This is a genomic window from Pedobacter sp. UYEF25 (assembly GCF_054061655.1).
Genome location: NZ_JBSSEL010000010.1, coordinates 18,796 through 43,879, shown reverse-complemented (window position 1 = coordinate 43,879; position 25,084 = coordinate 18,796). Strand labels below are relative to the sequence as shown.

At 37.1% G+C, this 25,084-nt stretch carries 22 protein-coding genes, 1 tRNA gene and 1 pseudogene; 11 read left to right on the top strand and 13 right to left on the bottom strand.

Annotated features, from left to right (window positions below; genetic code table 11):
* Window positions 1-87 precede the first annotated feature (87 nt).
* The gene (locus tag ACVWYG_RS10920) at window positions 88-735 is read left to right on the top strand and encodes a hypothetical protein (protein WP_457270252.1); all 648 of its coding nucleotides are present in this window, start codon (window positions 88-90) and stop codon (window positions 733-735) included.
* On the opposite strand, the gene ACVWYG_RS10915 is transcribed toward ACVWYG_RS10920, so the two are convergent.
* From ACVWYG_RS10915 to ACVWYG_RS10905, 3 genes are read right to left on the bottom strand one after another with little or no spacing between them, the layout of a single operon-like run.
* Window positions 710-2,086 (bottom strand): MATE family efflux transporter, encoded by a 1,377-nt coding sequence (locus tag ACVWYG_RS10915; RefSeq protein WP_457270251.1) that lies wholly within the window; start codon window positions 2,084-2,086, stop codon window positions 710-712. The two genes, ACVWYG_RS10920 and ACVWYG_RS10915, sit on opposite strands and share 26 nt — an antisense overlap.
* Before the next feature lie 39 nt (window positions 2,087-2,125).
* The gene (locus ACVWYG_RS10910; RefSeq protein ID WP_457270250.1) at window positions 2,126-2,752 is read right to left on the bottom strand and encodes an AlbA family DNA-binding domain-containing protein; all 627 of its coding nucleotides are present in this window, start codon (window positions 2,750-2,752) and stop codon (window positions 2,126-2,128) included.
* Window positions 2,753-2,765: 13 nt separating this feature from the next.
* Entirely contained in the window at window positions 2,766-3,251 is a 486-nt protein-coding gene (locus tag ACVWYG_RS10905; RefSeq protein WP_457270249.1) for a DUF4442 domain-containing protein, read from the bottom strand.
* Between the two features lie 170 nt (window positions 3,252-3,421).
* On the opposite strand from ACVWYG_RS10905, the gene ACVWYG_RS10900 reads away from it, so the two are divergent.
* The 3 genes and pseudogenes from ACVWYG_RS10900 (at window position 3,422) to hemF (ending at window position 6,342) form a co-directional block, all read left to right on the top strand.
* Window positions 3,422-4,021 carry a fasciclin domain-containing protein gene (locus tag ACVWYG_RS10900; RefSeq protein ID WP_457270248.1) on the top strand — a complete coding sequence of 200 codons (600 nt, stop codon included), beginning with the start codon at window positions 3,422-3,424 and terminating at the stop codon, window positions 4,019-4,021.
* A gap of 101 nt (window positions 4,022-4,122) precedes the next feature.
* A pseudogene (locus ACVWYG_RS10895) lies at window positions 4,123-5,354 on the top strand (MFS transporter).
* Window positions 5,355-5,442: 88 nt separating this feature from the next.
* Window positions 5,443-6,342, top strand: coding sequence for an oxygen-dependent coproporphyrinogen oxidase (hemF, locus tag ACVWYG_RS10890; RefSeq protein WP_457270247.1), 900 nt, complete (start codon window positions 5,443-5,445; stop codon window positions 6,340-6,342).
* Between the two features lie 166 nt (window positions 6,343-6,508).
* On the opposite strand, the gene ACVWYG_RS10885 is transcribed toward hemF, so the two are convergent.
* From ACVWYG_RS10885 to gyrA, 3 genes are all read right to left on the bottom strand, one after another.
* The gene (locus tag ACVWYG_RS10885; RefSeq protein ID WP_457270246.1) at window positions 6,509-7,654 is read right to left on the bottom strand and encodes a tetratricopeptide repeat protein; all 1,146 of its coding nucleotides are present in this window, start codon (window positions 7,652-7,654) and stop codon (window positions 6,509-6,511) included.
* A 95-nt stretch (window positions 7,655-7,749) separates the two neighbouring features.
* Complete coding sequence (locus ACVWYG_RS10880) at window positions 7,750-8,841, bottom strand: tetratricopeptide repeat protein (RefSeq protein ID WP_457270245.1); 1,092 nt, start codon at window positions 8,839-8,841, stop codon at window positions 7,750-7,752.
* 28 nt (window positions 8,842-8,869) lie between these two features.
* Window positions 8,870-11,449, bottom strand: coding sequence for a DNA gyrase subunit A (gene gyrA / locus ACVWYG_RS10875; RefSeq protein ID WP_457270244.1), 2,580 nt, complete (start codon window positions 11,447-11,449; stop codon window positions 8,870-8,872).
* Between the two features lie 197 nt (window positions 11,450-11,646).
* Here gyrA and ACVWYG_RS10870 point away from each other — a divergent pair, with 197 nt between their 5' ends.
* The gene (locus ACVWYG_RS10870) at window positions 11,647-12,858 is read left to right on the top strand and encodes a TCR/Tet family MFS transporter (protein ID WP_457270243.1); all 1,212 of its coding nucleotides are present in this window, start codon (window positions 11,647-11,649) and stop codon (window positions 12,856-12,858) included.
* A gap of 277 nt (window positions 12,859-13,135) precedes the next feature.
* Here ACVWYG_RS10870 and ACVWYG_RS10865 read toward each other — a convergent pair whose 3' ends face one another.
* Window positions 13,136-13,630 (bottom strand): D-glycero-alpha-D-manno-heptose-1,7-bisphosphate 7-phosphatase, encoded by a 495-nt coding sequence (locus ACVWYG_RS10865; protein ID WP_457270242.1) that lies wholly within the window; start codon window positions 13,628-13,630, stop codon window positions 13,136-13,138.
* Window positions 13,631-13,862: 232 nt separating this feature from the next.
* On the opposite strand from ACVWYG_RS10865, the gene ACVWYG_RS10860 reads away from it, so the two are divergent.
* Window positions 13,863-13,935, top strand: a tRNA-Lys gene (locus ACVWYG_RS10860).
* On the opposite strand, the gene ACVWYG_RS10855 is transcribed toward ACVWYG_RS10860, so the two are convergent.
* Window positions 13,889-15,451 carry a recombinase family protein gene (locus ACVWYG_RS10855; protein WP_457270360.1) on the bottom strand — a complete coding sequence of 521 codons (1,563 nt, stop codon included), beginning with the start codon at window positions 15,449-15,451 and terminating at the stop codon, window positions 13,889-13,891. The genes ACVWYG_RS10860 and ACVWYG_RS10855 overlap by 47 nt on opposite strands.
* 1 nt (window position 15,452) lies before the next feature.
* Entirely contained in the window at window positions 15,453-15,611 is a 159-nt protein-coding gene (locus tag ACVWYG_RS10850) for a hypothetical protein (RefSeq protein ID WP_457270241.1), read from the bottom strand.
* Between the two features lie 190 nt (window positions 15,612-15,801).
* Between ACVWYG_RS10850 and ACVWYG_RS10845 the strand changes: the two genes are divergently transcribed.
* Complete coding sequence (locus ACVWYG_RS10845; RefSeq protein WP_457270240.1) at window positions 15,802-16,974, top strand: HEPN-associated N-terminal domain-containing protein; 1,173 nt, start codon at window positions 15,802-15,804, stop codon at window positions 16,972-16,974.
* 202 nt (window positions 16,975-17,176) lie between these two features.
* On the opposite strand, the gene ACVWYG_RS10840 is transcribed toward ACVWYG_RS10845, so the two are convergent.
* The 4 genes from ACVWYG_RS10840 to ACVWYG_RS10825 form a co-directional block, all read right to left on the bottom strand.
* Entirely contained in the window at window positions 17,177-17,959 is a 783-nt protein-coding gene (locus ACVWYG_RS10840) for a phospholipase D-like domain-containing protein (protein WP_457270239.1), read from the bottom strand.
* Between the two features lie 103 nt (window positions 17,960-18,062).
* Window positions 18,063-19,124: a restriction endonuclease gene (locus ACVWYG_RS10835; RefSeq protein WP_457270238.1), complete on the bottom strand. Its 1,062-nt coding sequence runs from the start codon at window positions 19,122-19,124 to the stop codon at window positions 18,063-18,065.
* A 35-nt stretch (window positions 19,125-19,159) separates the two neighbouring features.
* Complete coding sequence (locus ACVWYG_RS10830) at window positions 19,160-19,954, bottom strand: hypothetical protein (protein WP_457270237.1); 795 nt, start codon at window positions 19,952-19,954, stop codon at window positions 19,160-19,162.
* Between the two features lie 10 nt (window positions 19,955-19,964).
* Window positions 19,965-20,678, bottom strand: a complete 714-nt coding sequence (locus ACVWYG_RS10825; RefSeq protein ID WP_457270236.1) for a hypothetical protein — start codon at window positions 20,676-20,678, stop codon at window positions 19,965-19,967.
* A gap of 137 nt (window positions 20,679-20,815) precedes the next feature.
* Between ACVWYG_RS10825 and ACVWYG_RS10820 the strand changes: the two genes are divergently transcribed.
* From ACVWYG_RS10820 to mobC, 4 genes are all read left to right on the top strand, one after another.
* Window positions 20,816-21,043 (top strand): hypothetical protein, encoded by a 228-nt coding sequence (locus tag ACVWYG_RS10820; RefSeq protein ID WP_457270235.1) that lies wholly within the window; start codon window positions 20,816-20,818, stop codon window positions 21,041-21,043.
* Window positions 21,044-21,223: 180 nt separating this feature from the next.
* Window positions 21,224-21,628, top strand: a complete 405-nt coding sequence (locus ACVWYG_RS10815) for a mobilization protein (RefSeq protein WP_457270234.1) — start codon at window positions 21,224-21,226, stop codon at window positions 21,626-21,628.
* On the top strand, window positions 21,613-22,869 hold the full coding sequence (locus tag ACVWYG_RS10810) for a relaxase/mobilization nuclease domain-containing protein (RefSeq protein WP_457270233.1): 1,257 nt from the start codon (window positions 21,613-21,615) through the stop codon (window positions 22,867-22,869). The genes ACVWYG_RS10815 and ACVWYG_RS10810 overlap by 16 nt, the downstream gene beginning before the upstream one ends.
* Window positions 22,870-22,902: 33 nt before the next feature.
* On the top strand, window positions 22,903-24,984 hold the full coding sequence (gene mobC / locus ACVWYG_RS10805; RefSeq protein ID WP_457270232.1) for a conjugal transfer protein MobC: 2,082 nt from the start codon (window positions 22,903-22,905) through the stop codon (window positions 24,982-24,984).
* Window positions 24,985-25,084: the final 100 nt, after the last annotated feature.

The window sequence follows — 25,084 nt, the reverse complement described above, 5'->3', positions numbered from 1 at the left end:
TTTAAAACCCTTCTATTATTTTTTTGTGTTATTTTTTTATTTAGTGGTTGCTCCTCTGTTTATATGCCAAATGTGCCAAATACGCCAATGTTGAGTAAACAGGGAGAATTTAGTGGAGGCGCACACACTTCTTTAAAAGGAAATGCGAGTGTTAATGGCGCCTATGCTGTATCAGATCACATCGGTATTTTAATTAGCGGTTCTACGATGAATAACAGTAGAAGAGCAAAAGATTTTAACCATAGATTGATTGAAGTTGGAGGTGGATATTTTACAACATTCGGTGATGAAAACAAGCGTATTTTAGAAATATATGCAGGAGTAGGGAAGGGCAGTAGCGACATTACATATAGAAAATATACCGATGAGGTGCTAACGAGCAGCGAAGTTCAAAAAGTAGCTTATAGAAAATCTTTCTTGCAAGTAAATTACAGCAGTAAAAAATCGGGCACATTAAAGTTGCTTGGAGCGAAATTCCCGCTCAGCTATGGTACTGCCTTAAGGGTAAGCCAAATAACAATGGATAGATTTTTTATAAATGGCCTTGTACAACCAAAGGAAGACAACGTATTTTTCGAACCAATTTTTTTCACCAGAATGGCTCTGAACAGTACACTTCAGTTGCAATATACAACCAGTAGCAATATTGGTTTGAAAAGCCGGGATTATTTAACTGCAGGAAATTCGATCTTTACAATTGGGCTAATTTTTAACGTTGGGGGGAAGAACCCATAACGTTTAGGGCTTTTGTCTTATTTTGAAAGCGTAAGAACAGTAATATAGAGGCGGTCAATAAGCCAAAGGTTAAGCCGTACCAAATGCCATTTACGCCTAATTGAAAATGAAATCCCAGTAAGTAGCCGATGGGCATCCCCACTACCCAATATGCAAAAAAAGTAATCAATGTTGGAATGTTAACATCACCCAAACCTCTCAAAACCCCTAATCCAATTACTTGTGTGCCGTCGAAAAGCTGGAAAAATCCTGCAATAATTAATAGGTGCCCAGCTATATTTATCACAGCAGTATCATTACTGATTATGTAAGGCAATTGCTTGTTAAACAGGACGAAAATAAGTGCTGTGCAGCACATAAAAGCAATAATGATGTGATAACTTCCTATGGCTGAATGCCTTAAATCTACAAATCGTCTTTTGCCAAAATTATTTCCCGTCTTGATGGTGGCTGCCGAAGCGACACCACTTGCAATCATATATGTCATAGCGGCAAGGCTCATTGCAATTTGATGAGCTGCCTGCTCAACATCTCCAATTGAGCCAATTAACAATGCTGCACCACTAAAGGCACTAATTTCAAATGTATACTGTAAAGCAACCGGCGCCCCAATCTTTATAATTTTCTTTACCCTTAATTTATTTACAAACCTAAATTTAAAACCAAGTAAATATGTTTTAAAGTGCTTTGAGCGAAGTACATATATACTCATAGTCACCGCCATTAAAATCCGATCTATTAGCGTACTAAGACCCACACCGGAAACACCCATTGGCTTAATCCCCAACATGCCCTTTACGAAAATTATTCCTAAAATAATATTGATTACGTTGCCCCAAATAGAAATAAACATCGCCTGTTTGGTAAAGCCAAGCCCTTCTGCAAATTGTTTAAACGTTTGAAAAAACAATAATGGGATGATAGATAACGATAAAAAGTTTAAATAGGGCTTGGCATAAAGAACAACTGACGGGGTCTGATTTAAATGATCGATTATGGCAAAAACGCCAAATCGAACGGATGCGTAGAGAAAAATGCCTATAATTAAATTAATAAGTAAGCTGTTTGCCAACAATTTCCCACAATCCTTGCGCCTTAAACGCCCACTTTCTTGTGCAATTAACGGCGTTAAACCATAAGAAATTCCTAAGCCAAGAACTAGTATTAAGATGAATATACTATTTACTAAAGACACCGCCGCAAGCTGTTCCGTATTTGTAAAATGTCCCACAATTACACTATCTGCAACCTGAACCAACGTATGACCAAGTTGAGAACCGACAATTGGTAAGGCCAAGTGTAAATTTTCTTTATAATAGGGCTTATATTTTAGATAGATTTTTTTTAGCATACTGGCTCGAAATTACTTTGAGTTTACTAAGTTTTAAAATTAATTTACGGCCGTAAAATATTCTTCTTTTTCTAATCCGTTGGCTTTTATCACGTTAGCAACGATAAGATTTACTAAAATTTTTTGCGCTTTCTTGTGTGAGCATCGCAGAAGTTTACTAAACTCTTTAAGCGTAATTTTCCCGTGATCAACTAAAAAACCCATCAACTTTTTTTCGTTATCTGAGTAGGAGATATGAACTCCACTTATTTTTTGGGACTGTTTTAACACTTCTAGCGAAACCTTGCTTGCAAGCAGCGATTTATCTGCAACCCTAATAAATGCCCAATATTTTTGTTGTTCATCCATTGCGTAGTGTGGTTTCTCCTTACTCTCTAAAACGGTTGCTATTAATACTAGTTTTTCATCTACATAAATCTCTTCAAAACTACAGGCTATAATGGGTTTGCAAAATTTACCGGCTGCCGTTAAAATCATATATTTTTCTTCATCCTCTGCCTTAACGCCTGCAATTGTGCCGTTGTCTGAAACGCCTATCAGTAAACTACCTCCCTTATTATTGGCAAATGCCACCAACGTTTTTGCAATTTTAGGAGAACTGCTAATCGTTTTTTTAAAGTCGATTGTATCATTTTCTCCTTCAAGTATCAATTTTTTTATGTTCATAGGTTGAAGGATATTAAATGGATACTTTTTGACTTTCTCCGGCAAACTTATTGCGTAAATATACTTCATTCATCACCGATGCACATAAAACTCCATCTTTATCGAATAGTAAAATTGGATAACTTTTTACAAATTTTCCCGTTGTCTTTAAACTGTTTTCTGCATCTGTGATCATCTCTTCTGTAATCTTTAACGTAAAATACAATGCAGTTGTGCCCGGTTTTAAATATTGAATAGATGCACTCTTGAGCCAAACGCGAACTTTAAATCCTCTACGCTGCATCAGTTGATCAAACAAAACCGCGTAAAAAGGATCAGTTGCGGAAAAAATAGAGCCTCCAAAAATAGAGCCGTTGTAGTTTCTATTTAATAAGCTATTGCTGATCTTTACATCCACGCCTAAAAATCCACGATGAAATTTTATAATCCATATCCGCTGAAACAGTAGTGGAGGGTATAAATTCAATGCCCATCTTAAAGTCTTTTCTGAAACAATCATCTAAATAAAAGCTGCTAATTGACACGTTTATGCATATTGGTATAAAGATATAGGATGTAAAAATACTATAATGTAAAAATTAGCTTAATTATGAAATAAAAAATAAAACTTAAAGTCCTATTCAAACGTATATACTACAAAACAAAAACATAATTTAAAAAACTCAAGAAATGAAAAAGAAATTTTTAAATGTTGCGATGGGTGTGGCGGTTGTTGCCATGGCTGCTGCATGTAACTCTCAGAAAAAGGATGCTAGCACAATGGATAGCAACACAATGAGTTCTACTACCATGACAGACACAACTAAAATGGCGTCTACCGAACAAGGTGTTGAAGTTGGTGGAGCAATGATGGTTCCATCTAAAAACATTGTTGAAAATGCAGTAAATTCTAAGGATCACACAACATTAGTTGCCGCCGTTAAGGCTGCAGGTTTGGTTGAAACTTTGAGCGGTACAGGTCCATTTACAGTATTTGCACCAACTAACGAAGCTTTTGATAAAATTCCAAAAGCCACTTTAGAGGGATTAATGAAACCAGCGATGAAAGCTGATTTGACAAAAATTTTGACTTACCACGTAGTTTCTGGCGCACTTAAAGCAGCAGATTTGAAAGATGGTATGGAGTTAACAACTGTACAAGGTGAGAAACTTAAGGTTTCTGTAAAAGACGGTAAAGTGATGATTAATGGAGCTACTGTAACTATCCCAGACATTATGGATAGCAATGGTGTAACACACGTAATCGACCAAGTATTGATGCCAAAATAAGGTAATTCAAATTGGTTAAAAGCCTCTTTTCGTTTAATCGAAAAGAGGCTTTTTATTTTTATAAAAAATTACTAGTTTGGGCTCCGTTAACTGACAACCAAATGCGCGATAAAGCCAAGCAAAATCGAAATGTTATTTTTTTAGTGATTGTGGCAGCACTAGGCTATTTTGTAGATATTTATGACCTAGTTTTATTTTCTGTTGTTAGGGTACAAAGTTTAACGAGCATAGGAGTTAGTGCGGCGAATTTAAGATCGGAAGGCATCCACATTATCAATTATCAAATGTTCGGCCTCCTTTTAGGCGGGATTTTGTGGGGTATTTTAGGAGATAGATTAGGTCGTATAAAAGTGCTGTTTGGATCTATTTTATTATACTCTCTGGCCAACATTGCAAATGGATTCGCCACCACAGTAGAGAGTTACTCCTGGATACGCTTTTTTGCAGGGGTTGGATTAGCAGGAGAATTGGGTGCCGGCATAACCCTTGTGGCTGAACGATGGACAAAAATAAAAGAGGTTACGGCACTATGATTGTCGCAGGCGTTGGGTTATTCGGCGCGGCGGTAGCTGCTACGGTTGCTGAAAATTTTACTTGGCAAACTTCATATTTTGTTGGCGGATGTATGGGCCTTGTTCTATTAGTGCTTAGATTGGGAACATTCGAATCAGGAATGTTTAAAGACATTATCAAAAATGAGCACGTAAAAAAAGGAGACATTTTCATGCTTTTCTCTGATAAGAAAAGATTTTTAAAATATTTGTATTGTATTCTTATCGGCGTCCCGTTATGGTTTGTAGTTGGTGTGTTAATCACTCTATGTCGAGAATTTGGAATGGAACTTGGCGCAAAAGAAACACTAGATGCGGGTAAAGGCATTATGTTTACGTATTTTGGCATTGCAATCGGTGATGTAGTGACTGGCTTCCTTGCCCAAATTCTGAAATCTAGAAAAAAAACAGTTTTTATCTTCCACATTATTAGTGTGATAAGTGTGGTTGTGTACCTTAATAGTTACGGGTTAACTTCCAATACGTTCATTTGGCTTTGTTTATTTATGGGTTTTTCTGTGGGTTATTGGGCTACATTTGTAACCATTGCAGCAGAACAGTTTGGTACCAACATCCGTGCAACTGTAACAACCACTGCACCGAATTTTGTTAGAGGAGCGCTTATTCCTATTAATTTGCTTTTTGTTTTTCTAGCTCAAAAATATAGCAACATTACCGCTGCCTATATTGTAATGGGATTGCTTACCGCAATAGCCATGTTTGCTTTAAGTAAATTGAAAGAGAGCTTTAATAAAGACTTAGATTATTTGGAGATAAGTTAATTTATCGACCTGTCAATTTATTGTATAATAGAAAGAAAACTTAACTTAACACCTCAAATTGGGCTAGGTTTGTACAAAATGTGGATGAATGGATGATTTTAAAGATAAGGTTGCAGAAAAATACAAAGCGATACAAAACGAGATTTGTAATGCGCTTGAATTGGCAGATGGAGATGGGATTTTTAAAGATGAGAATTGGGAAAGGGAGGGTGGTGGCGGAGGCTGCACGAGAATCATGCAAAATGGTAAAGTAATAGAAAAAGGCGGAGTTAATTTTTCTGCAGTTCATGGCACTTTACCTGAAGCTATGAAAAAAGCATTTGGGGTCACTCAAGATGAATTTTTTGCAACAGGCGTTTCGATCGTTATCCACCCAAAAAGTCCGATGGTACCAATTATTCATATGAACATTAGGTATTTTGAGTTAGATGACAATATGCGTTGGTTTGGAGGTGGAATCGACCTAACACCGCATTATATTGTAGAGAAACAAGCAAAATATTTTCACCAACAACTAAAGTCAACTTGTGATCTTTTTCACCATGATTTTTATCCAAAATTTAAAAAACAGGCTGACGACTATTTTTTCATCAAACATAGAAACGAAACTAGAGGTATTGGGGGAATATTTTATGATAGATTGAAACCAGAAAATACAGCTCTTTCTTGGGAAGAGATTTTAGAATTTTCCGTATCCGTCGGAAAAACTTTCGCACCCGTTTACACGGAACTTATTAATCTTAATAAGAGCACTGAATTTACGGAGGCGCAAAAAAACTGGCAATTCCAACGGAGAAGTCGTTATGTAGAATTTAATTTGGTATATGATTCAGGCACAAAATTTGGATTGGAAACCAATGGCAGAATTGAATCAATTTTAATGAGTCTGCCGCCTCAGGCAAATTGGATTTACAATTTCGAACCAAAGAGGGATTCTGAAGAATATAAAACTTTACAGCTTTTAAAAAAGGGAATTGATTGGGCATAACTTCTATATTTTAGTCAACCCAATTTGATGATACTATTTGTCTTATAATTAATATTATGTTAAGTTGATTGTTTAATACTTGTATTTTCAAATAGGTCGAATCACTTTTATGTTATATACAGCTACTGAATTGGGATGATACCTTATCGCTCTAAATTGTTATGGTTCAAAATTCCCGCAATTTTGCTTTAAGTGCCTGAACTTTGTCTAGTTCGTTTTTTCTGGTGTAAATATCAATGAGCAGTTGGACACATTTTTTATTGTTTGGATCTATCTCATTCGCATGTTCCAAGGCAATTTCTGCTCGGTTAATAAAAGACTTATATTTTTCGCTTTTATCTTGATCGTTACTGGTTAGTTCATTATTTCCTAATTCTATAAATGCAAGTCCAAGTTGATACATTGCATCAAAATAATTTGGATCTTTTTCTAAGGCCTGATTGTATGAGAGGATGGCCTTTGATTTGCTCCCTGCAGACTGCTGTAAATAGCCAGTCAGATAATACAATAATTTATCTCCCTGTTTTGCTTGTATCTGGCCATCAATAAGAACAAGGGCTTTCGGATAATCCTCATTATCTATCAGTAGATTGATGTAATCATTCGTTAAAACACTATTTTGAGGGTTAAGTGTTAATCCTGTCTCTAACGTGGTTACCGCAGTTTTATCGTCGAATTTGGCAGCGTAAATCTGCGCCATTTTTTGATAAACGGCTGGATTTTTAATCCCATTTTCTGCAGCTCGTTTAAAATAAGTCATTGCATCGTCGTACATCTGTAAATTTATGGCGCAAATCGCCGTATTTAAAGCGAGTGTGGTATCGGCAGGAAAATGATCACTAACTTCCTTTAAATTGGTTAAAGCAGATTTAAAATCGTTGTCAACAAAGTACTGATTGCCTATGTCTTGCTTCTTGATTAACAAATTATGGTCAGAAGCTCTTATTAACCCAGAATTATCATCATATCGATCTAATTTTTTTGCTTGTTTAACAGCATCAACTGCGGTGTTGTAAAAATTTTGCGATGCGTTTCCATCTGTTTCAATAATTGAAGCATATGAATTTAAGTAAGATTTGATTGCCCAAGTTTCTGCCCAATCTTTGGTTTTTTTATCTTTTTCAGCAGATTCGATTGCTTTAAGTCCCTCCTTAATGGGATCAAGTTGTTTCTTTCTATCGTCTTTATTTACGATTGATAGCTGTAATTTACCCACCGCATTCCTTGCAATTAGTATTTGAGTCTTTTGTGCAAACGCATTTACAGAAATAAAAATGATTATGGATAAAAAAACTGTTGCAATTTTTCTCATGAAGGCCTAACGTTAAACTTAATTTTTGTAAAAATATACAAAAAAAAAGAGCCCAAAAATTAATTAGAGCTCTTTTTTACAATTCCAAATTTTTATTACTGCTTAGCTGCGCCAGCTTCCTCTATTTTTTTCTTGGTAGCTTCGTAGTTTTTTGTATCATTTTTAAAGAAATAAATGGTTTTTAAACCATCTAAAGCCGAAAGATTTTTTGGATCCAACTCAGTGGCCTTCAAATAAAATGGCATCGCCTTGTCAACTAAACCATCGCGTTCTGCCTTAGCCTTTGTGTATTCTGCTTTTTTCTTTATTTGATCTATATTCCCAAGGTCAGTTTGTTTTTTATACGCTTGTTGCAAGTATACATTCCCTAGGGCTGCTTGATAAAGCGCGTTTTTTGGATCTTTTTCAACCAACTTTAACAGAGAAGATTCAGCTTTGTCTATTTCTCCTTTCCTAATATAAATATCTGCTTCGGTTGTAATAAATCCTATATTATCAGGAAATTTCGCCTTTGCATCCGCTACTGTGGCCAACGCGGCAACAGTATCCTTCTGATTTTTAAGCTGAATATTTAATATGTCATTGTAAATGCCTTCACTCTGAGGATTATTCATCGCTAACAAACGCTTAGAAAGCTCTATCGCTTTAGGATAATTATCTAATGCCTTAGCCATAATACTGGCGTTTAGAACAGATGAGGTGTCATTCGGATTTATTTCTTGGGCTCTGTAGAACTTATCAAACGCCCGTTGAAAATCCTTTTTGTTGTAAGCTATAATTGCAGCATTCGTAGTGGCAATTGATACATTCTTTTCGCTATCGGAAATAAGCGTTTTTAATTCTCCTTTTGTATCTAATTTCTTTGCTTGTACAATGGCATCTTCGGCAAGTTTCAAGTTTGCGTCCGCGTTTGCGTTATCCAAAGTATCTGATATTGCGATGGAAGATGTTATCAATGCCTTGTAAGTCCAAGCCTCAGGAGATTCTTTCGTTTTCTCATTTTCAGTAGCTGTAACTGCGTGTGCTAGTGCTTCCTTAAGCGAAGCTAATTTTCTATCAAGCGGCAAATTTCGACCAACCGCTTGGAACACATCGTAACCTTTTTTCGCATCGGAGATTTCCCCCTTTTGGGCAAAAGCAAAACTCACGACAATAGCAAAACAGATGCTTAAAATTAATTTTCTCATAGTGTTATTCTGTTGTTTATTTGTTTAATTATTCTTCAGCATTTTTGTCCTCTTCAATATTGTCTTCATCATCGCCATCTGCATCTTCAGTAGGTGTTTCGAGCACATCTACATCAGCTGCCGCAATTGCGTCAGAATCAGTTTCTGCATCTTCTTCATGATCTATCTTTGTAACGGAAGCAATTTCATCCTCACCTTTTAACGTAATCAACCGAACGCCTTGTGTTGCTCTACCCATTACCCTCAAGTCTGCAACAGCAATTCGGATAACAATCCCCGATTTGTTGATAATCATCAAATCCTCTTGATTCGTTACGCCTTTTATGGCAACTAGTGATCCAGTTTTTTCAGTAATGTTTATCGTTTTTACACCTTTTCCACCCCTATTTGTCACTCGATAATCATCTATGTCGGTACGTTTTCCGTAACCTTTTTCTGATACCACCAAAACTGTCGTCTCCGAATCATTAACAGCAATCATGCCAATAACCTCATCTTGCTCACTGGCCAACCTCACTCCTCTTACGCCTGTGGCAGTCCTGCCCATGGGTCTAACAGTACTTTCGTTAAATCTAATGGCTCTTCCAGATTTCAGTGCCATAACAATTTCGCTTTCTCCCGTAGTTAAGCAAGCTTCTAATAACATATCGTCCTCATTTATATTTATGGCGTTTATACCATTAACACGCGGACGGGAATAGGCCTCTAAAGAAGTCTTTTTAATAACTCCTTTCTTAGTACACATAATAATAAAGTTATTTTCTAAATAGTCTTTATCCTTCAGATTTTTTACTTTTATATAAGCCTTAATATTTTCTTCTTTCGGTATTTGAATGATGTTTTGAATTGCTCTTCCCTTACTAGTTCGAGATCCTTCAGGAATTTCATAAACCCTTAGCCAGAAACATCGACCAGCTTCTGTAAAGAACAGCATATAATTATGATTGGAGGCGATAAGCATGTGCTCTATAAAGTCCTCATTTCTAGAAGTACTGCCTTTAGCACCCTTTCCACCCCTACCCTGTGCCCTAAATTCTGTTGCAGGCGTACGCTTTACATAACCCTCACGAGAAATCGTGATGACCACTTCTTCGTCTTCGATAAAATCCTCCATGCTCATGTCTTCAGCAGAATGAATAATAGAAGTTCTTCGTGCATCGCCATATTTCTCTCTGATCTCTAATAGCTCACCCTTTATAATCTCCATTCTCAAGCCTTCGTCGCTTAAAATAGATTTTAAATATTCGATGGTTTTCATCAGTTCTGCATACTCTTCTTTAATCTTATCACGCTCTAATCCGGTTAAACGACGCAAAGTCATATCCAAAATGGCCCTAGCTTGGATGTCACTCAACGCAAACTGGGCGATCAAGCCAACTCTTGCATCTTCTGGTGTATTAGATGCCCTAATTAATTTAATAACCTCATCAATATGATCTAGAGCAATTAAATATCCTTCTAAAATGTGTGCACGCTTTTGGGCTTCGGCAAGCTCATATTTGGTACGGCGTGTAACCACCTCATGCCTGTGCTCTACAAAATGAAAAATTAAATCTTTTAGATTGAGCATTTGCGGCCTGCCCTTTACTAAAGCAATATTATTTACGCTGAATGAAGTTTGCAGCGCAGTATATTTGTATAAATTATTTAATACAATCGCAGCATTCGCATCGCGTTTTATCTCATAAACTATCCTAATGCCATCTTTATTCGATTCATCTTTTATGTTGGAAATGCCTTCGAGCTTTTTGTCACCTACCAACTCTGCGGTACGCTCAATCATCTGCGCCTTATTTACTTGATAAGGTATCTCTGTAACAATAATAACTTCTCTATCTTTTACATTTTCGATCTCGGCCTTTCCGCGCATTACAATGCGGCCTCTTCCAGTCTCAAAAGCTTCTTTAACACCGGTATATCCGTAAATAATCCCTCCTGTTGGAAAATCTGGTGCCTTCACAAACTTCATCAACTCCTCTATCGTAATGTCTCTATTGTCGATAAAGTTAACGGTCGCGTCTATCACTTCAGTTAGATTGTGCGGAGCCATATTTGTGGCCATACCCACTGCAATACCTGAGGCTCCATTCACTAATAAATTTGGGATCTTGGCTGGCAGCACCGTAGGCTCCTGCAGTGTATCATCAAAGTTAAATTGGTAATCTACGGTCTCTTTGTTAATATCGGCGAGCATTTCTTCTGCAATTTTTGAAAAACGTGCTTCGGTATAACGCATTGCCGCAGGCGAATCGCCATCTATGTGCCCAAAGTTTCCCTGGCCATCTACCATCGGGTAACGTAAGCTCCAATCTTGGGCCATACGTACCATGGTAAAATAGACAGAAGCATCGCCATGTGGATGATACTTTCCTAAAACCTCACCTACAATCCGGGCAGATTTTTTATGCGGTTTAGAACTGCTTAATCCTAAATCAAGCATGCCATATAATACTCGGCGATGTACAGGTTTTAAGCCATCTCTTACATCGGGCAAAGCCCTAGATACAATAACCGACATTGAGTAATCTATGTAAGCAGATTTCATCTGCTCCTCAATATTGATTTGAATTATTTTGTCGTTCTGTGGATTTTCTAAATCTTCTGCCATAAATATTTTTATCGTTATTAAAAAACGATTTTAAAAAGCTAATAGTTTAACCTTGCGAATTTAACAAAAATCTACTTAAATATGCCATTGTTGATAAGTTTTGAGTGGTCAAAAAGTTGGTCTACTAACCGATTTTGGTCCTTATGTTCTCATAAAAGCAAGAATTAATCAATACTTTTACTATCTTATTTTTGCACATGCCGTCAAAACAAAAATCTGCCTTAAGCTTTATTTTCATCACCGTTTTGGTAGATTGTATTGGCTTTGGAGTGATCATACCCATCATTCCCAAATTAATAGAAACCTTAATTCACGGCGATTTGAATGCCGCCTCGAAATACGGCGGTTGGTTGTTGTTTTCTTACGCAGTTATGCAATTTTTCTTTGCACCTTTTTTTGGCGCTCTAAGCGATAAATTTGGGCGACGACCAGTGTTACTTATCTCTTTATTTGGCATGGGCTTAGACTATTTATTTTTGGCCTTTGCTCCTACCATTTTTTGGCTTTTTATAGGTCGGATTGTTTCCGGGATTACCGGTGCAAGTATTACTACCGCTTCGGCCTATATTGCAGATGTTTCTACACCCGAAAAGCGGGCTCAAAATTTCGGCTTAATTGGCGCAGCTTTTGGATTGGGATTTATCATCGGCCCAGTAATTAGCGGCTTAACGGTGGGGTACGGATTAAGGGTTCCATTTATGATTGCCGCCAGTCTATCTTTATTAAATTGGTTGTATGGGTATTTTATCCTCCCAGAAAGCTTGACAAAGGAGAATCGACGCCCATTTGAGTGGAAACGCGCAAACCCATGGGGAGCACTAAAGAAAGTGAGCCGATATAAAGCACTTATCGGACTGCTTTTTTCGATTTTACTGTTGTACATCGCTGCACAAGCTACCCAATCCACCTGGACTTATTACACCATGCAGAAGTTTAAATGGGACGAAAAGTTAGTGGCTTATTCGCTGGGTTTTGTGGGACTAACAGTAGCAATTGTACAAGGAGGATTGATTAGAATTATTATTCCCAAACTTGGAAACAAAAAGTCCATCTTTATCGGTATGGTATTGTATGCGATAGCTTTTATGCTATTTGCACTTGCCAACCAGGGGTGGATGATGTTTGCGTTTATGATTCCTTATGCGCTCGCAGGAATTAGCGGCCCAGCGCTGCAAGGACTTATTTCAAACCAAATTGCAGCAAATGAGCAAGGCGAACTTCAAGGCATTATGGCTGGTTTGATGAGTGTATCGTCTATTATCGGGCCTATACTTATGACAGGACTCTTTGCTTATTTTACATCCAAAACCACGTCCATTTATTTGCCCGGAGCGCCATTTATAATGGCATGCATTCTTACCTGTATCGCTTTGGTAATCTGTTACCGATCGCTAAAGAAACACCATTAAATTTTTTAGAAGCAATTTCAATTAAACATTAGTCATCTGTCTTAACTATAACTTCATTATTTGTTTAGCAACTTACCCCTTACCTATTTTATTTATTTGGGTGGTAGCTCCTTTCGTAGCTGTACTTTGCGCAAAAAAAAACCACGCTAAATGCCGTAATTACATTTCCCAAAAACTAGTCTTTAAATTAAAAAAATAGCGCAAATACGTGGCGCGAAAAACAAAGCACAGTATTGCTTTTACCTAAGATGATGGCGTTTCCCCGCATGTTAAAGACCTAACTCTCCAAGATTTCCTTTATTTTATAATAGTCCAACTGCTCGTCTGGCTGGATAAGAAGCCCTCTTATACCAGCACCTTCCCCTGCTTCCACATCTCTAGGCTTATCGCCAATCATAATGGATTGATTGGGATCGATTTCGAACATGTCAATGGCATCCAATAGCATTTTAGAGCCAGGCTTTCTGCACTGGCAAGGGGCACTAACGGTTGGATGATGTGGACAATAATAAACCGCTGTGATCTCGGCGCCTTTTTTTAAGAACGCATTCCTCAGCATTTGGTGCATAATTGCGAGCTCTTCTTCGGAATACCTCTTTAAAGCAATTCCCCCTTGGTTGGTGATGACAATAAGTAGGTAGCCTTCATCGAAAAACCGTTTTAAGATGGGTATCTGAAACTCCAATACTTGGAAATCCTCCACCCTGCAGATGTAGTCATATATCTCGTGGTTTAAAACCCCATCGCGGTCTAGAAAAATGGCTTTATTCATAGTGTTCTTATCAGCAGCGCACTTAACTTGCTTTGCTTAGGATTAGTGGTTGCAAAAATGGCTAAAAAAAACCTGAAACAAAAAAGAAGATTTCCGCTACCTTTTAGAGCATTCTAAAATCAATATCGCTAGAAATCAAACAGGTAACCGTTCTATGGAAATTAAATTTGCAAGGAAGGCGCTACAACCCTATATTTGCAGCAAATCAAAGGAAAATATTTTCCTTAATCTTGATTCCGTAGCTCAGCTGGTAGAGCATTACACTTTTAATGTAGTGGTCCTGGGTTCGAATCCCAGCGGGATCACTTGATGGGATAGACTAGAAAAATCTAGTTCTATCCCATTTTTGTTTCTACACAACTCTTTGTTTATCAATGCAATAAGTGCAACTCCAGGATTGGTTTTAGTGGTTCGATAAGTACAGTTATCAAATACCAATTTTTGCGGATAAATGGCGTTCACAAATTTTCTTTGAAAAGAAACTGGTTGTTTTGAGTATTCTGTTACAATTTTTAAAGAGGCTTCAATCATGTGTTTTACCGTCTCAGGCACATTTGTACGATCGGTAACCAATTCCATGAGGTCATTTTCAAGGTTTTTTATCTTTTCTTCATTCTCAAACTTCATTAGCCTGTAGTCCCCTGCTTCCAATTCTTCATTTAGAAGCAGCTCTCTAAGCTTAGTTGTTCTTTTATTTAGCACAGCAATCTGCGACAATATCTGCTTCCTTAAATCATTCTTTCCAGACATTCTTTCTTTGTAGTAATAGTGGATAAAACTAACATAAACGTCCTCCATTCCCGCTAGGGGCTTATATTTTTCAATATCCTTTATAAATGCCTTGTTTAGCATTGTGGCACTTATCCGATAACCACAGATTGAATTGCAGTGATAATAGAAATAATATTTAGTTCTGCCCTTTGAAGGACTTCCAGTTAAGGTTTTATTACACCTAGGGCAGGCTAGGAAGCCACGTAAAGGCAGTTCGTCCAACGATGCAATGCTTGTTGAATGGACCGGCTTTTTTTGTGTTATAACTTCCTGTACCCTGTTGAATAGGCTTTCCGAAATCAATGGATTATGTTGCCCTTGAACAAAATAACCTTCTTCATCCTTATTCTTAGGGACATATATTTTACCACAGTAAACAGGATTTTTCAATGCTGACCAAAAGTTATTGCGACTGGTTTTTAATCCCTGTTTATTCACAGTTCGCAACATTTCAGCTTGGCTATATCCTCCTTCAGCCAGCTTTTCAAATGCCCAGCGCATAATTTTTGCTTCTGGTTCATACAATGCGATGTATTTACGTCCGTCTTCCGTAATCTTGTTTGCATATCCTTTAGGTGCGACACCCATAAAACGCCCTTCTTTTTTCGCCCTACGCATACCATTGATCACGTTTATAGCCCTTCGATCATTATCTACTTCAGGTGTAGCTAAATAAATAGCCAGCATAATCTTACTTTCTGGAATTGACATATCCAAAGGCTGCTCTATGGCTTGTGGTTCTATCCCTAGTTTTTTAAGGGTGGAAATCATTTGATAAGCATCACTCGTATTTCTGCTAAACCTGTCCCATTTGGTAAAGAGGATAATATCTGTCTGATTGCCTTTCTGCTTTTTAATCCTAATGAGCAGCTTTTTCCACTCTGGTCGATTGAATGTTTTGGCAGAATGGTCTTCATAGATAACCTGTCCAATTTTTAAATTATGGTAGTCGCAATACTTTCTTAACCGTTCGTCCTGATCCCTTTGTGAGTAGCCTTTATCTGATTGCTCATCTGTACTTACCCGTATATATAAATCTGCTATCTTCATATTATTTCATGTATTCTTCTACCACTAATTTAGCGATTTTATCCATAAATTCCAAGATTTCACGTACTTGTTCTCGGTTAAAAACCAGTCCTTTACGCTTAAAAACCTCCAGTGCTTCATCAATAGAAATGATACCTTTAAAATCTTTTACTTTACTCATAGGCGATACTTGAAATACAAGTATCAGCTTATTCAAAATTAGTAATACTCTAGTAGGGAGTTTTGATATTTTCAAAGCAGCCAATTTTTTTTTGATTCTTATGTACTAGACAAAAATAATTAATCTATATATGTTGCCTACTGATATGCTTAACTTTATAAAACATTAACACCCTTACATAGCCCAACGGATGGGACAACCAAAAAAACAAAACGAGCAGATGCTTTTGGACGGATTACAACCAAAAAATGATAAATATGTTTGCGGTGACCACATTGAAGATACTTCAATTCAAGAATTCATAAATAAATATAGTAAAGAAGGAACTTGCAGCTATTGCGGTGCCGAAACTCAGGTTGCATTTGTAAAGGATGTAATTTATTTCATCAAGGCAGGTATTTTCGCTTTCTATGGAAATCCTGATGATGAAGGTGTTGGCTATGATTCGAGCGATGGAGGTTATATTGGTGCTTCGATTTTTGATACAGACGACATGTTTGAAGACGCAAACCTAAACGTTAATGTTAATCAATTGTATAAGGATATATATCATGCTTTTGGTCTTAATAATTGGTGCGAACAAGACCCATACGCTGACCGCGAAAACGTTGACCTTAATTTTAAATGGGAAAATTTTAAAATGGCGGTTAAAAGTGAATCTCCTTATGTCTTTCAAAAGCCAAAAGAACTTGATGCAGATTTCAATGAATTACCAGTTGAAGAAATACTGAACGATATTGGTCTTAGGATTGATGCCCTTAATCTGTTCAAGTGGCTGGAGCCAGGCACGTCATTTTACAGATGTCGCCAACATACCATTTTAGAAACCTTAAATACCGCAAGCCAACTAACATCTCCCCCCGATCAATTTGCAACGCTTCCGAACCGAATGAGTCCTGCCGGTATCTCCATGTTCTATTGCGCATTTGAAAAATGGACATGCCATTTGGAAACTGTAAATCACTCAGATACTGCAAAGGAACTTGTTACTACAGGAGTGTTCCAAAACAAGGAGCGTCTTTACTTATTAGACTTGACTAACTTGCCTGATTTACCTAGCAAGTTTGACACACAAAGAAGAAAACATTTTTATTCCATTTTGTTTCTTCATCAGTTCGTTAGCGATCTTAGCCGACCTATTAACAGAGACGCACCCAAGGATTTTGACTATCTCCCTACTCAGATTATTACAGATTACTTCAGGTACACATATGCAGAGTACACGGGTGCATGTATAGATGGGATTTTGTACCCAAGTTCCAGAACAGGAAATACTAATGCCTGTGTATTATTCTATGATCATAAACAATCGCTCAATGCGCTTGAATTTGTTAATGGTATGTTGGTTGTTGAACATACATAAGACAATATTTGATGCCAACTAAGAAATTTATGCGATTCAATATGGCAAAAATAGCAGATTTTGATCATGACTCTTGTGAACCAGATTACAAAGAAAGAATCTAAACAATCAAAGGTAAAATAATCACACATTTTGCGATGTTCGAACAGAATATCGAAGCTTTATTGGTTGCTGAATTTTCTGCAGATGGTGCAGCGTAACACTATGTAGTCAGTCTTTTATATTCCACAGAATATGCAGTAGCTTGTGCGGGATCTTTTTCCAAGGTTACATTCTCATCATTGCGAAACTCGGCATTGTCACTCCAATTGTATGACCCTGTTACTACAAGCTGATTATCTATAACGCAAAACTTATTATGCATCAATCCGCCTCTTTTGCCGCGCTTTATCATATCGTGGGGCAGCTGTGTGATGTCAACACCATGCTTTTTATTGATGCCATCATCAAATATCGCAACCCTGACATCTACGCCCTCAGCGTGTTTTTCTACTAACTTTTTAAATAGCGTATCATTAGTAAACCATGCCATAACTACTCTGATAGAAACCTTCGCACCATCCAATGCCGTTAAAATTTTATTCTGTATATCCTGAAAATGTGCCTCATTGACCACTGCTGTACTTTTGTCAATAACTCCGCCTTGTATGATAAAAATATCCTCCTTCAAAACAACGCTGAATTTTTCAGGGTTTAAGGCCTTATTCAAGCCTTCCAAGTTTTGTTCTGATTTTTCTAGATTATTAAAAACCTCGGCAAGCAAATCCCTTAGTTCATTTTTTCCTGATAGTGCTTTTAACCTATTGACAACATATTCTGTTCTTGATGGCCTTTGGCCATTTCTTTTTCCAATATTCGGTAGCCCTAAATCATCATAGACATCTCTAAATCCATAATTATTAAATAATTTAATTAGTTCACGTCCAGTTCGTGATCCAGTTACATAGTCTTTAAGTTCTTCAGTTGCAAAAGGTGAAATTGTCATAAGTGCCTGTTAGAAATAATTGATTATCAAAGCTAAGTATTTAACAGCTTTTAAATCGACTTGCTTTACAATAATCAGCCCAAAAACCAACACCCCTATCACTTCAATTACGGAAAACCATTGCGTATTTCTGTAGTACTTTACGGAATCTTTCTGACGGAATTAGGCAAAGCTCATCAATTATCGTTGTAGTAACTTCAGGAAAAAAGCGGGCACCCGTTGTAAATTCAGAGTTATCAATAGAAAACAATTCTAATGCTGTTCCATTAGGCAAACGGAAAAACAAATAATGACCGAGTGCCCAGCTTTCGTTAGCACCTTTGTAATTAAGGTGAAAAGTATTGTATTGATATTTGGCTTCCGATTCACCTTCCAATCCAGGCTCCCATTGTTCCAGATCATCCCAAAAACCACTTCCACCCAAATAATCATAATTATCTTTATAGGGTTCAAATAATGCGATCTGCCCAGTTGAAGATAAGGTAATCAATCTCTTATATAGTGCTGCTAAAATTGCAGGATCAAAATCGCCATAATAGTCGTTCCTGTCTTCTAAATACTCGAATTGCTTATATAAGCTGATAAAAAGAAAGCCTATATCATTCAATGTTAGCCTTTCAGGATCAATTTTTCCAGCAATCGCTGATATCAACTCATAACTTGGTGTAATGTGGTAGGCTTGAAAGTGCCGTTTTGCATCCAGCAACAACAGTTCATATTTGTTCGCAGAAAAATGTTGCTCAATTAAATCAGGAAATCGTATAAGTTGTACTTTCAATTCCTGACCTTCGATAACTACAATTTTATAATGTTTTTGAGCGCGAATCTGCTCCAGCCAAACACGTGCATTATTGCTAAGATAAGATGATACCAAAATAACCAAATAATTCGGTTGTTCGGCATCTGCCCAGGCAATTTTGGAGTTTAATTGTTCTGGAGGCACTCCATTTGTATAATGTTTGCATTCAAAAAACCAGCGGGTAACTTGTGGTGCTAATGGGGTTTCCAAATGTAAGGCTCCTTCTATGTCACGCCCATTATCGGCTCCACCTTGTCGCCAAGTTAACTGGCGATATCCTAATTTCAACAAAAGATCAAAACATAATCGTTCAAATTCGACAGGATTGAGTTGTTCAAATTGAACATCGTTTGCAGTATAAATCATATTGTATTTTTAATGGTAATTGCCAGTAAACTTAATCAAGTCATTAAAAAAGTCTTCTTCATGTTGGCCATAAATCTCCCCCTACTGAATTCTCCCAGATTATATTTTAAACGTTTTCTTCTCTCGGCTCTGTTCAGCCCAGGGTATTGATCCTTTGTCTGGCCTATCAAACGTTTAAAAGTTTTATGCTTGTTTATTGCCGTGCGTTTGTAGTTATTTTCTATGTAGTGTTCAAATATTCCTTTGCAGTGCAAATAGATATACTTATCCCTAGTTTTGTTATAAACTAACCTTTCCAGCGCCTTATCCCAACTTTGTTCAGTCAACAGGCTATCATAAAATTCACCAAAATCTTCCATTAGATCTCCCGCTTTAATTTTCTCTTTTGGCCCAATATATCCCCAATAAGGAGCAGGAATCCCGACATCAATCATTTCCCATATACTGCTGCCCCAGCACGTGGCTAATGTTACGATTAATTGATTTTTAGTTTTAATATTTATTAATCTACAATAATCCTGCAGTTCCTTCCAGAGAACATGATCACCATTTTTTAAGCCAAGGCCATGTTCTGATCCATGGATTTCAAAATGTAAAATTGGAAGCAAATCATCATAAAGAACATTATTACAAATGATATCTAGCACTTCGACTAGTTCTTTTTTAGATGAAGGATTATAAAAATACTTGCCATGCCCATTCTGGTCACAGCGCCTTGCTATAATGTCATCGTACAAAATAGTACCTGTTTGTTTTTCTTCATCAGCTAGCGATTGAATAACCACTATTCCATTGTAATTTATCCTAAAGGCTGGAGCGTCGTCTTTCATTAATTTAAGATTAACAACAAAATGCAAATAAAAATAAAGTTGTAATAAACGAAGCTATATAAATAACATAAAAACATGTGGTTATCACAAGAACTCTAAAGTCAGTTAGGAATGGCTTTTTTCCGTTCATCGCTTCCAAGTATTTTTCCTTTTTTGTACCAGAAAACTTTGAATAGGTTTCAGCAATAAATTCAAAGGCGTTTGCAGTATCTTTTTGAGCAAACAGAACAGATTTGTTATACTGATCAATAACACTGTCATATAATCTTTTCTTACCTACTTCGTCTGCTTGCTCATAAAGGGGAATCAAATTGGAGAGATCGTCCTCAAATCCTTGGTGAACTATTTGGAGAAGCTGCAGAAAAGTTTCGTTCCCTTCTAAATAGGTTTCTGTATCCATAGTCTGATCTCTGGAAAGTGAAATATCAATGCCGCGATTTGTATGGTTTAGTAGAACAAAATAATATAAAAATGAACCTCTGTAAGCGATGCCTCCAGTGACAGAAACGGAAAGAAGCAATAGGATTGCACGTAAGTATTCTGGTTGTAATGCACTTTTAACATTAGCTATGTTGTTTGCAATTACAGAGATACCACCTATTGCGACTCCAATTACCCAAAGTGTTACACTATCGGACTTTTCAAAAACATACTTCAACAGTTCAATATTCTGCTTATTTGATTCTTTAAAAATGTCTCTGATTAAATCGAACGGTCTTTGCATGGATAATAGTTTAATATTCGAAGATATGAAATCCAAAGCTTTACTTGACTCTATTTGAATTACCACTACTATTTCTCCCTACTAGAGTATTCTCCCTCTCCACCTTCCCCACCTTTGGCTTAACAAAAATTTAAGCCATGAAAGAACAACAACTAGAAGTACTTCAAGAACGCAGTGCCAACATCCGAAAAATTGGAACACCAAATGTAAAAGGTCGAAAATACAAGGGTAATCCTCACATGAAGTTGAAAAAGGTAAAGACCGAACCGAGGCAAAAAATCCGGCAATTGCTACGATCATCCATCCCACTAGAAGACCTACAAGCTTTAAAAAATATCCAGCAAACTTCCGCCCTACATAAATAGATCAATCAAATTTAATCTCACCATTTAACAGAGGTTCAACAGCATCTTCGAGGGTGGCTTTTTTGGCAAATGTGGGTTCGCAGCAAGATGGATTTTTGTAGACAAAAACATCTTGCCATCCTTACGGCTGGGGCAATCACTCGGAACTCGTGATGCCTTACAATTTTAGAATAAGCGCCAATGTCAAGACCTAAAAAAGCAGAACAAGAACAATTTCGACACTTGATCAGAGTGCGTGTAAATGATGCGGTTTATGATCGATTGAGCAAGCTACAAAAACAATCAGATTGCCGTAGCATTTGCGAAATGGCAAGAAAGGTTCTATCAGGAGAGCGTATTAACTTATTTCACAGAGAAGCATCTTTAAACGGGCCAATGGAAGAGTTGGCATTGATCAGAAAAGAATTGAAAGCAATCGGCATAAACATCAATCAACAGACCCATCATTTCCATATTAGTGAAAATTCCAATGAAAGAGCATTCTTTGTTAGTAAGACGGCTACTTTGTACAAAGGTGTAGATATCAAGGTTGACCACTTGCTCCTTATCGTAACCAAACTTGCAGAAAAATGGTTGCCAAAATAGAAAGCGGAAAAAGTATCAGAGGCATACTGCATTATAACGAGGATAAAGTAAAGCTTGGCGAAGCTAAACTTGTCATGGCTAGTGGCTTTGCAGGTGATATTGAAAAAATGAATCTAGTACAAAAGTTAAAAAGATTCGAGCACCTAACCATGTTGAATGCAGCCGTCAAGACAAACGCACTTCATATTTCCCTGAATTTCGCTTCTTCGGACAAATTAGAAAGTCAGAAATTACAACAGGTTGCCGCTGATTACATGGAGCGTATCGGATTTGGTGACCAGCCATTTTTGGTGTATAGGCACTATGATGCCAATCACCCACACATCCATATTGCCACCACAAATATCCAGCGGAACGGTGAACGAATTGACATTCACGGTATCGGTTACAAGTTATCCGAACCTGCAAGAAAAGAGCTGGAAATTAAATACGGCCTAATTAAAGCTGAAGGACGGGAAATGCAGCCGAAAAGAGGGATAAGACCTGCTATATATGGAGCAAAACCCACAAAACAAAGCATTAGCAATATCGTTACTGGCGTTATGCGGCAATACCGTTATACAACATTTGCAGAATATAAAGCCATACTGGACCATTTCAATATCAAAGCAGACCGCGGCGCAGAACATACACAGATGTTCGATAAAAGAGGATTAATTTATGCCATAATGGATAATAATGGCAAATCAATTGGAATCCCAGTAAAAGCCAGCCAGATCTATTGTAAACCTACGATGGGTGAATTGGATAAACAATACAAACGGAACTTAGAAAAACGCAAGCCTTTTAAAACATCGTTAAAAAACGAAATAGACAAATTATTTTTCAAATACGGGAACTTTACCAAGGAATTGCTGACAAAGGAACTAGCAAAGTCAAACATCAGTGTAACATTCCGAACAAGCGACCAAGGGCAGCTTTATGGCATAACCTTTATAGACCACCAAAACAAAACCGTATTTAATGGCAGTGACCTGGGTAAATCCTATAGTGCAAAAGCATTGTCTGAGCGATTTGAAAAAGCGGAATTGAACCCTCAAAAACTGGAAACCACAAAACCTGTTTTTCAGCATCAAAAGGATAATCCGTCTAAAATCTATTTAAAAGTTCCTGAACCAATAAATTTCTTGGGCATTGCATTGGCTAAATCACGATCCGAAAGTGGCATAGCTGTGCCTAAAAGAAGAAAGAAACGGAAAAAAGGAAAAATTATTGAGCAAAACCAGCAGTTCACATTATAATTCACATACCAATAACATTAAATAATAGTTATTATGAATACCGGAGAAGATACACAAGGACTACGCAAGATCATCGATTTTAGTCGCCTAATTAGTGTTTTTATATTGGCGATACATTTTTATCTTACCTGCTACGGCGCATTCAAGCATTGGGGACTTACAGCTGATATTACAGACCGCATACTTGCAAACCTAACCAAGATTAGCTGGTTCAATGGCATGCTCAAACCCAAGCTTGGAGCCTTTTTATTTTTGATTGTTTCTCTGATTGGCGCCAAAGGCAAAAAGGATGAAAAAATCAATAGCCAGAGCATAGTCGCCTACTTTATAACTGGGTTGATTTGCTACAGCATCGCCTTTCTTTCGCTTTACTTGAATACTGGCTACAGTATAATTTCAGCCTTGTATATCGGACTTACTATAATAGGTTATTTATTAATCTTGACAGGTGGTACAAGGCTTTCAAGATTGCTTAAGCTCAATCTAAACAAGGATATTTTCAATACCGAAAATGAAACATTTCCGCAGGAAGAGCGGCTATTAGAAAATGAACACTCGATAAACTTACCCACCAAATACAAACTCAAGGGGAAAATACGAGATGGCTGGATCAATTGTGTAAATCCCTACAGAAGTATTTTAGTATCAGGTTCTGCGGGATCTGGCAAAACTTATTTTGTGATTAGACATATTATAGATCAGCATCTGCGAAAAGGGTTTTCTATGTTTTTATACGATTTTAAATTTGATGACTTAACCAGAATGGCCTATAATAAACTCCTTAGATATCACAAAAATTATAAGGTAAAACCAAAGTTCTATGTTATTGACTTAGAAAATCCAAAACACCGGTGTAATCCGATTGACCCCCTAGATATGACTGATATTACGGATGCTACTGAAGCCAGTCGAACGATTATGCTTGGACTGAATAAGGAATGGCTGAAAAAAAGCGGTGACTTCTTTGTAGAAAGTCCGATTAACTTCTTAACGGCAGTCATCTGGTATTTGCGCAAATATCAGGATGGTAAATATTGCACCCTACCTCACGTAATAGAACTAATGATGACGGAATACGACCATCTGTTTGCGATTTTAGAAACCGAACCGGAAATAAGAGTTTTAATCAACCCATTTATTTCGGCATGGCAACAGGGAGCAAAAGCACAATTGGAAGGTCAGATTGCAAGTGCGAAGATCGGACTGGCTAGACTATCATCCCCACAACTTTACTATGTACTTTCTGGTAATGATTTTACTTTGGATATTAATGACCCGAAAGCACCAAAAATTGTTTGCATGGGCAATAATCCACAAAAAATAGAAACCTATGGTGCAGTTTTATCCTTGTACGTTAGCAGATTATTAAAGTTGGTTAACAAAAAAGATAGGATGAAATCTAGTCTGATTTTTGATGAGTTTCCGACACTAGTAGCCACTGGGATTATTTCAACAATCAGTACAGGAAGAAGCAATCTAGTTTCCTGTACAATGGGCATCCAGTCAATCGAACAGGTAAAAAAGGAATATGGTTCAGAATTTGCCGAGATCATAGCTGGAATATCTGGTAATATCATTAGTGGTCAGGTTACGGGTAATAGTGCTAAAAAGCTATCTGAAACCTTTGGTAAGATTATGCAGGACAGGGAAAGCGTAAGTATAAACAGTAGCGATACTTCTATTTCTAAATCTACACAAATGGAGTCTGCTATTCCTGCATCCAAGATTGCTACATTATCATCCGGGGAATTTGTAGGCATTGTAGCAGATAGTCCGCATGAAAAAATCAGACTCAAAATGTTTCATGGTGAGATTCAGAATAATCATGAGGCAATTATCCAAGAGGAAGCCTCTTATGTGCCTTTACCAGTAATTAGAAAAATAACACCGATGGATCTGCGAGAGAATTACAATAGAATAAAAAAAGATGTGGTGACTATTGTAGCGGATGAATTAAACAAATTGGAAAAAATCGAAAAAGACAAAAACACTAAAGCAGAGAAAGATAGAAAAAGAAACATCCAACCAAGTAGACCAAGAAAATCAACACCAAAACGGGTTAACAAGACGCCCTTAATTAAAAAAATGGATCAAGATCAAACTGTTTCATTGTAACCTTTTGTAGGAACTATAGCGTTCGTTTTCATTTTCTAAATACTAAAATAAATGACTGCTCGTTATTATTGTTCGGTTTAAATTGCATTTTCTGCCTCCG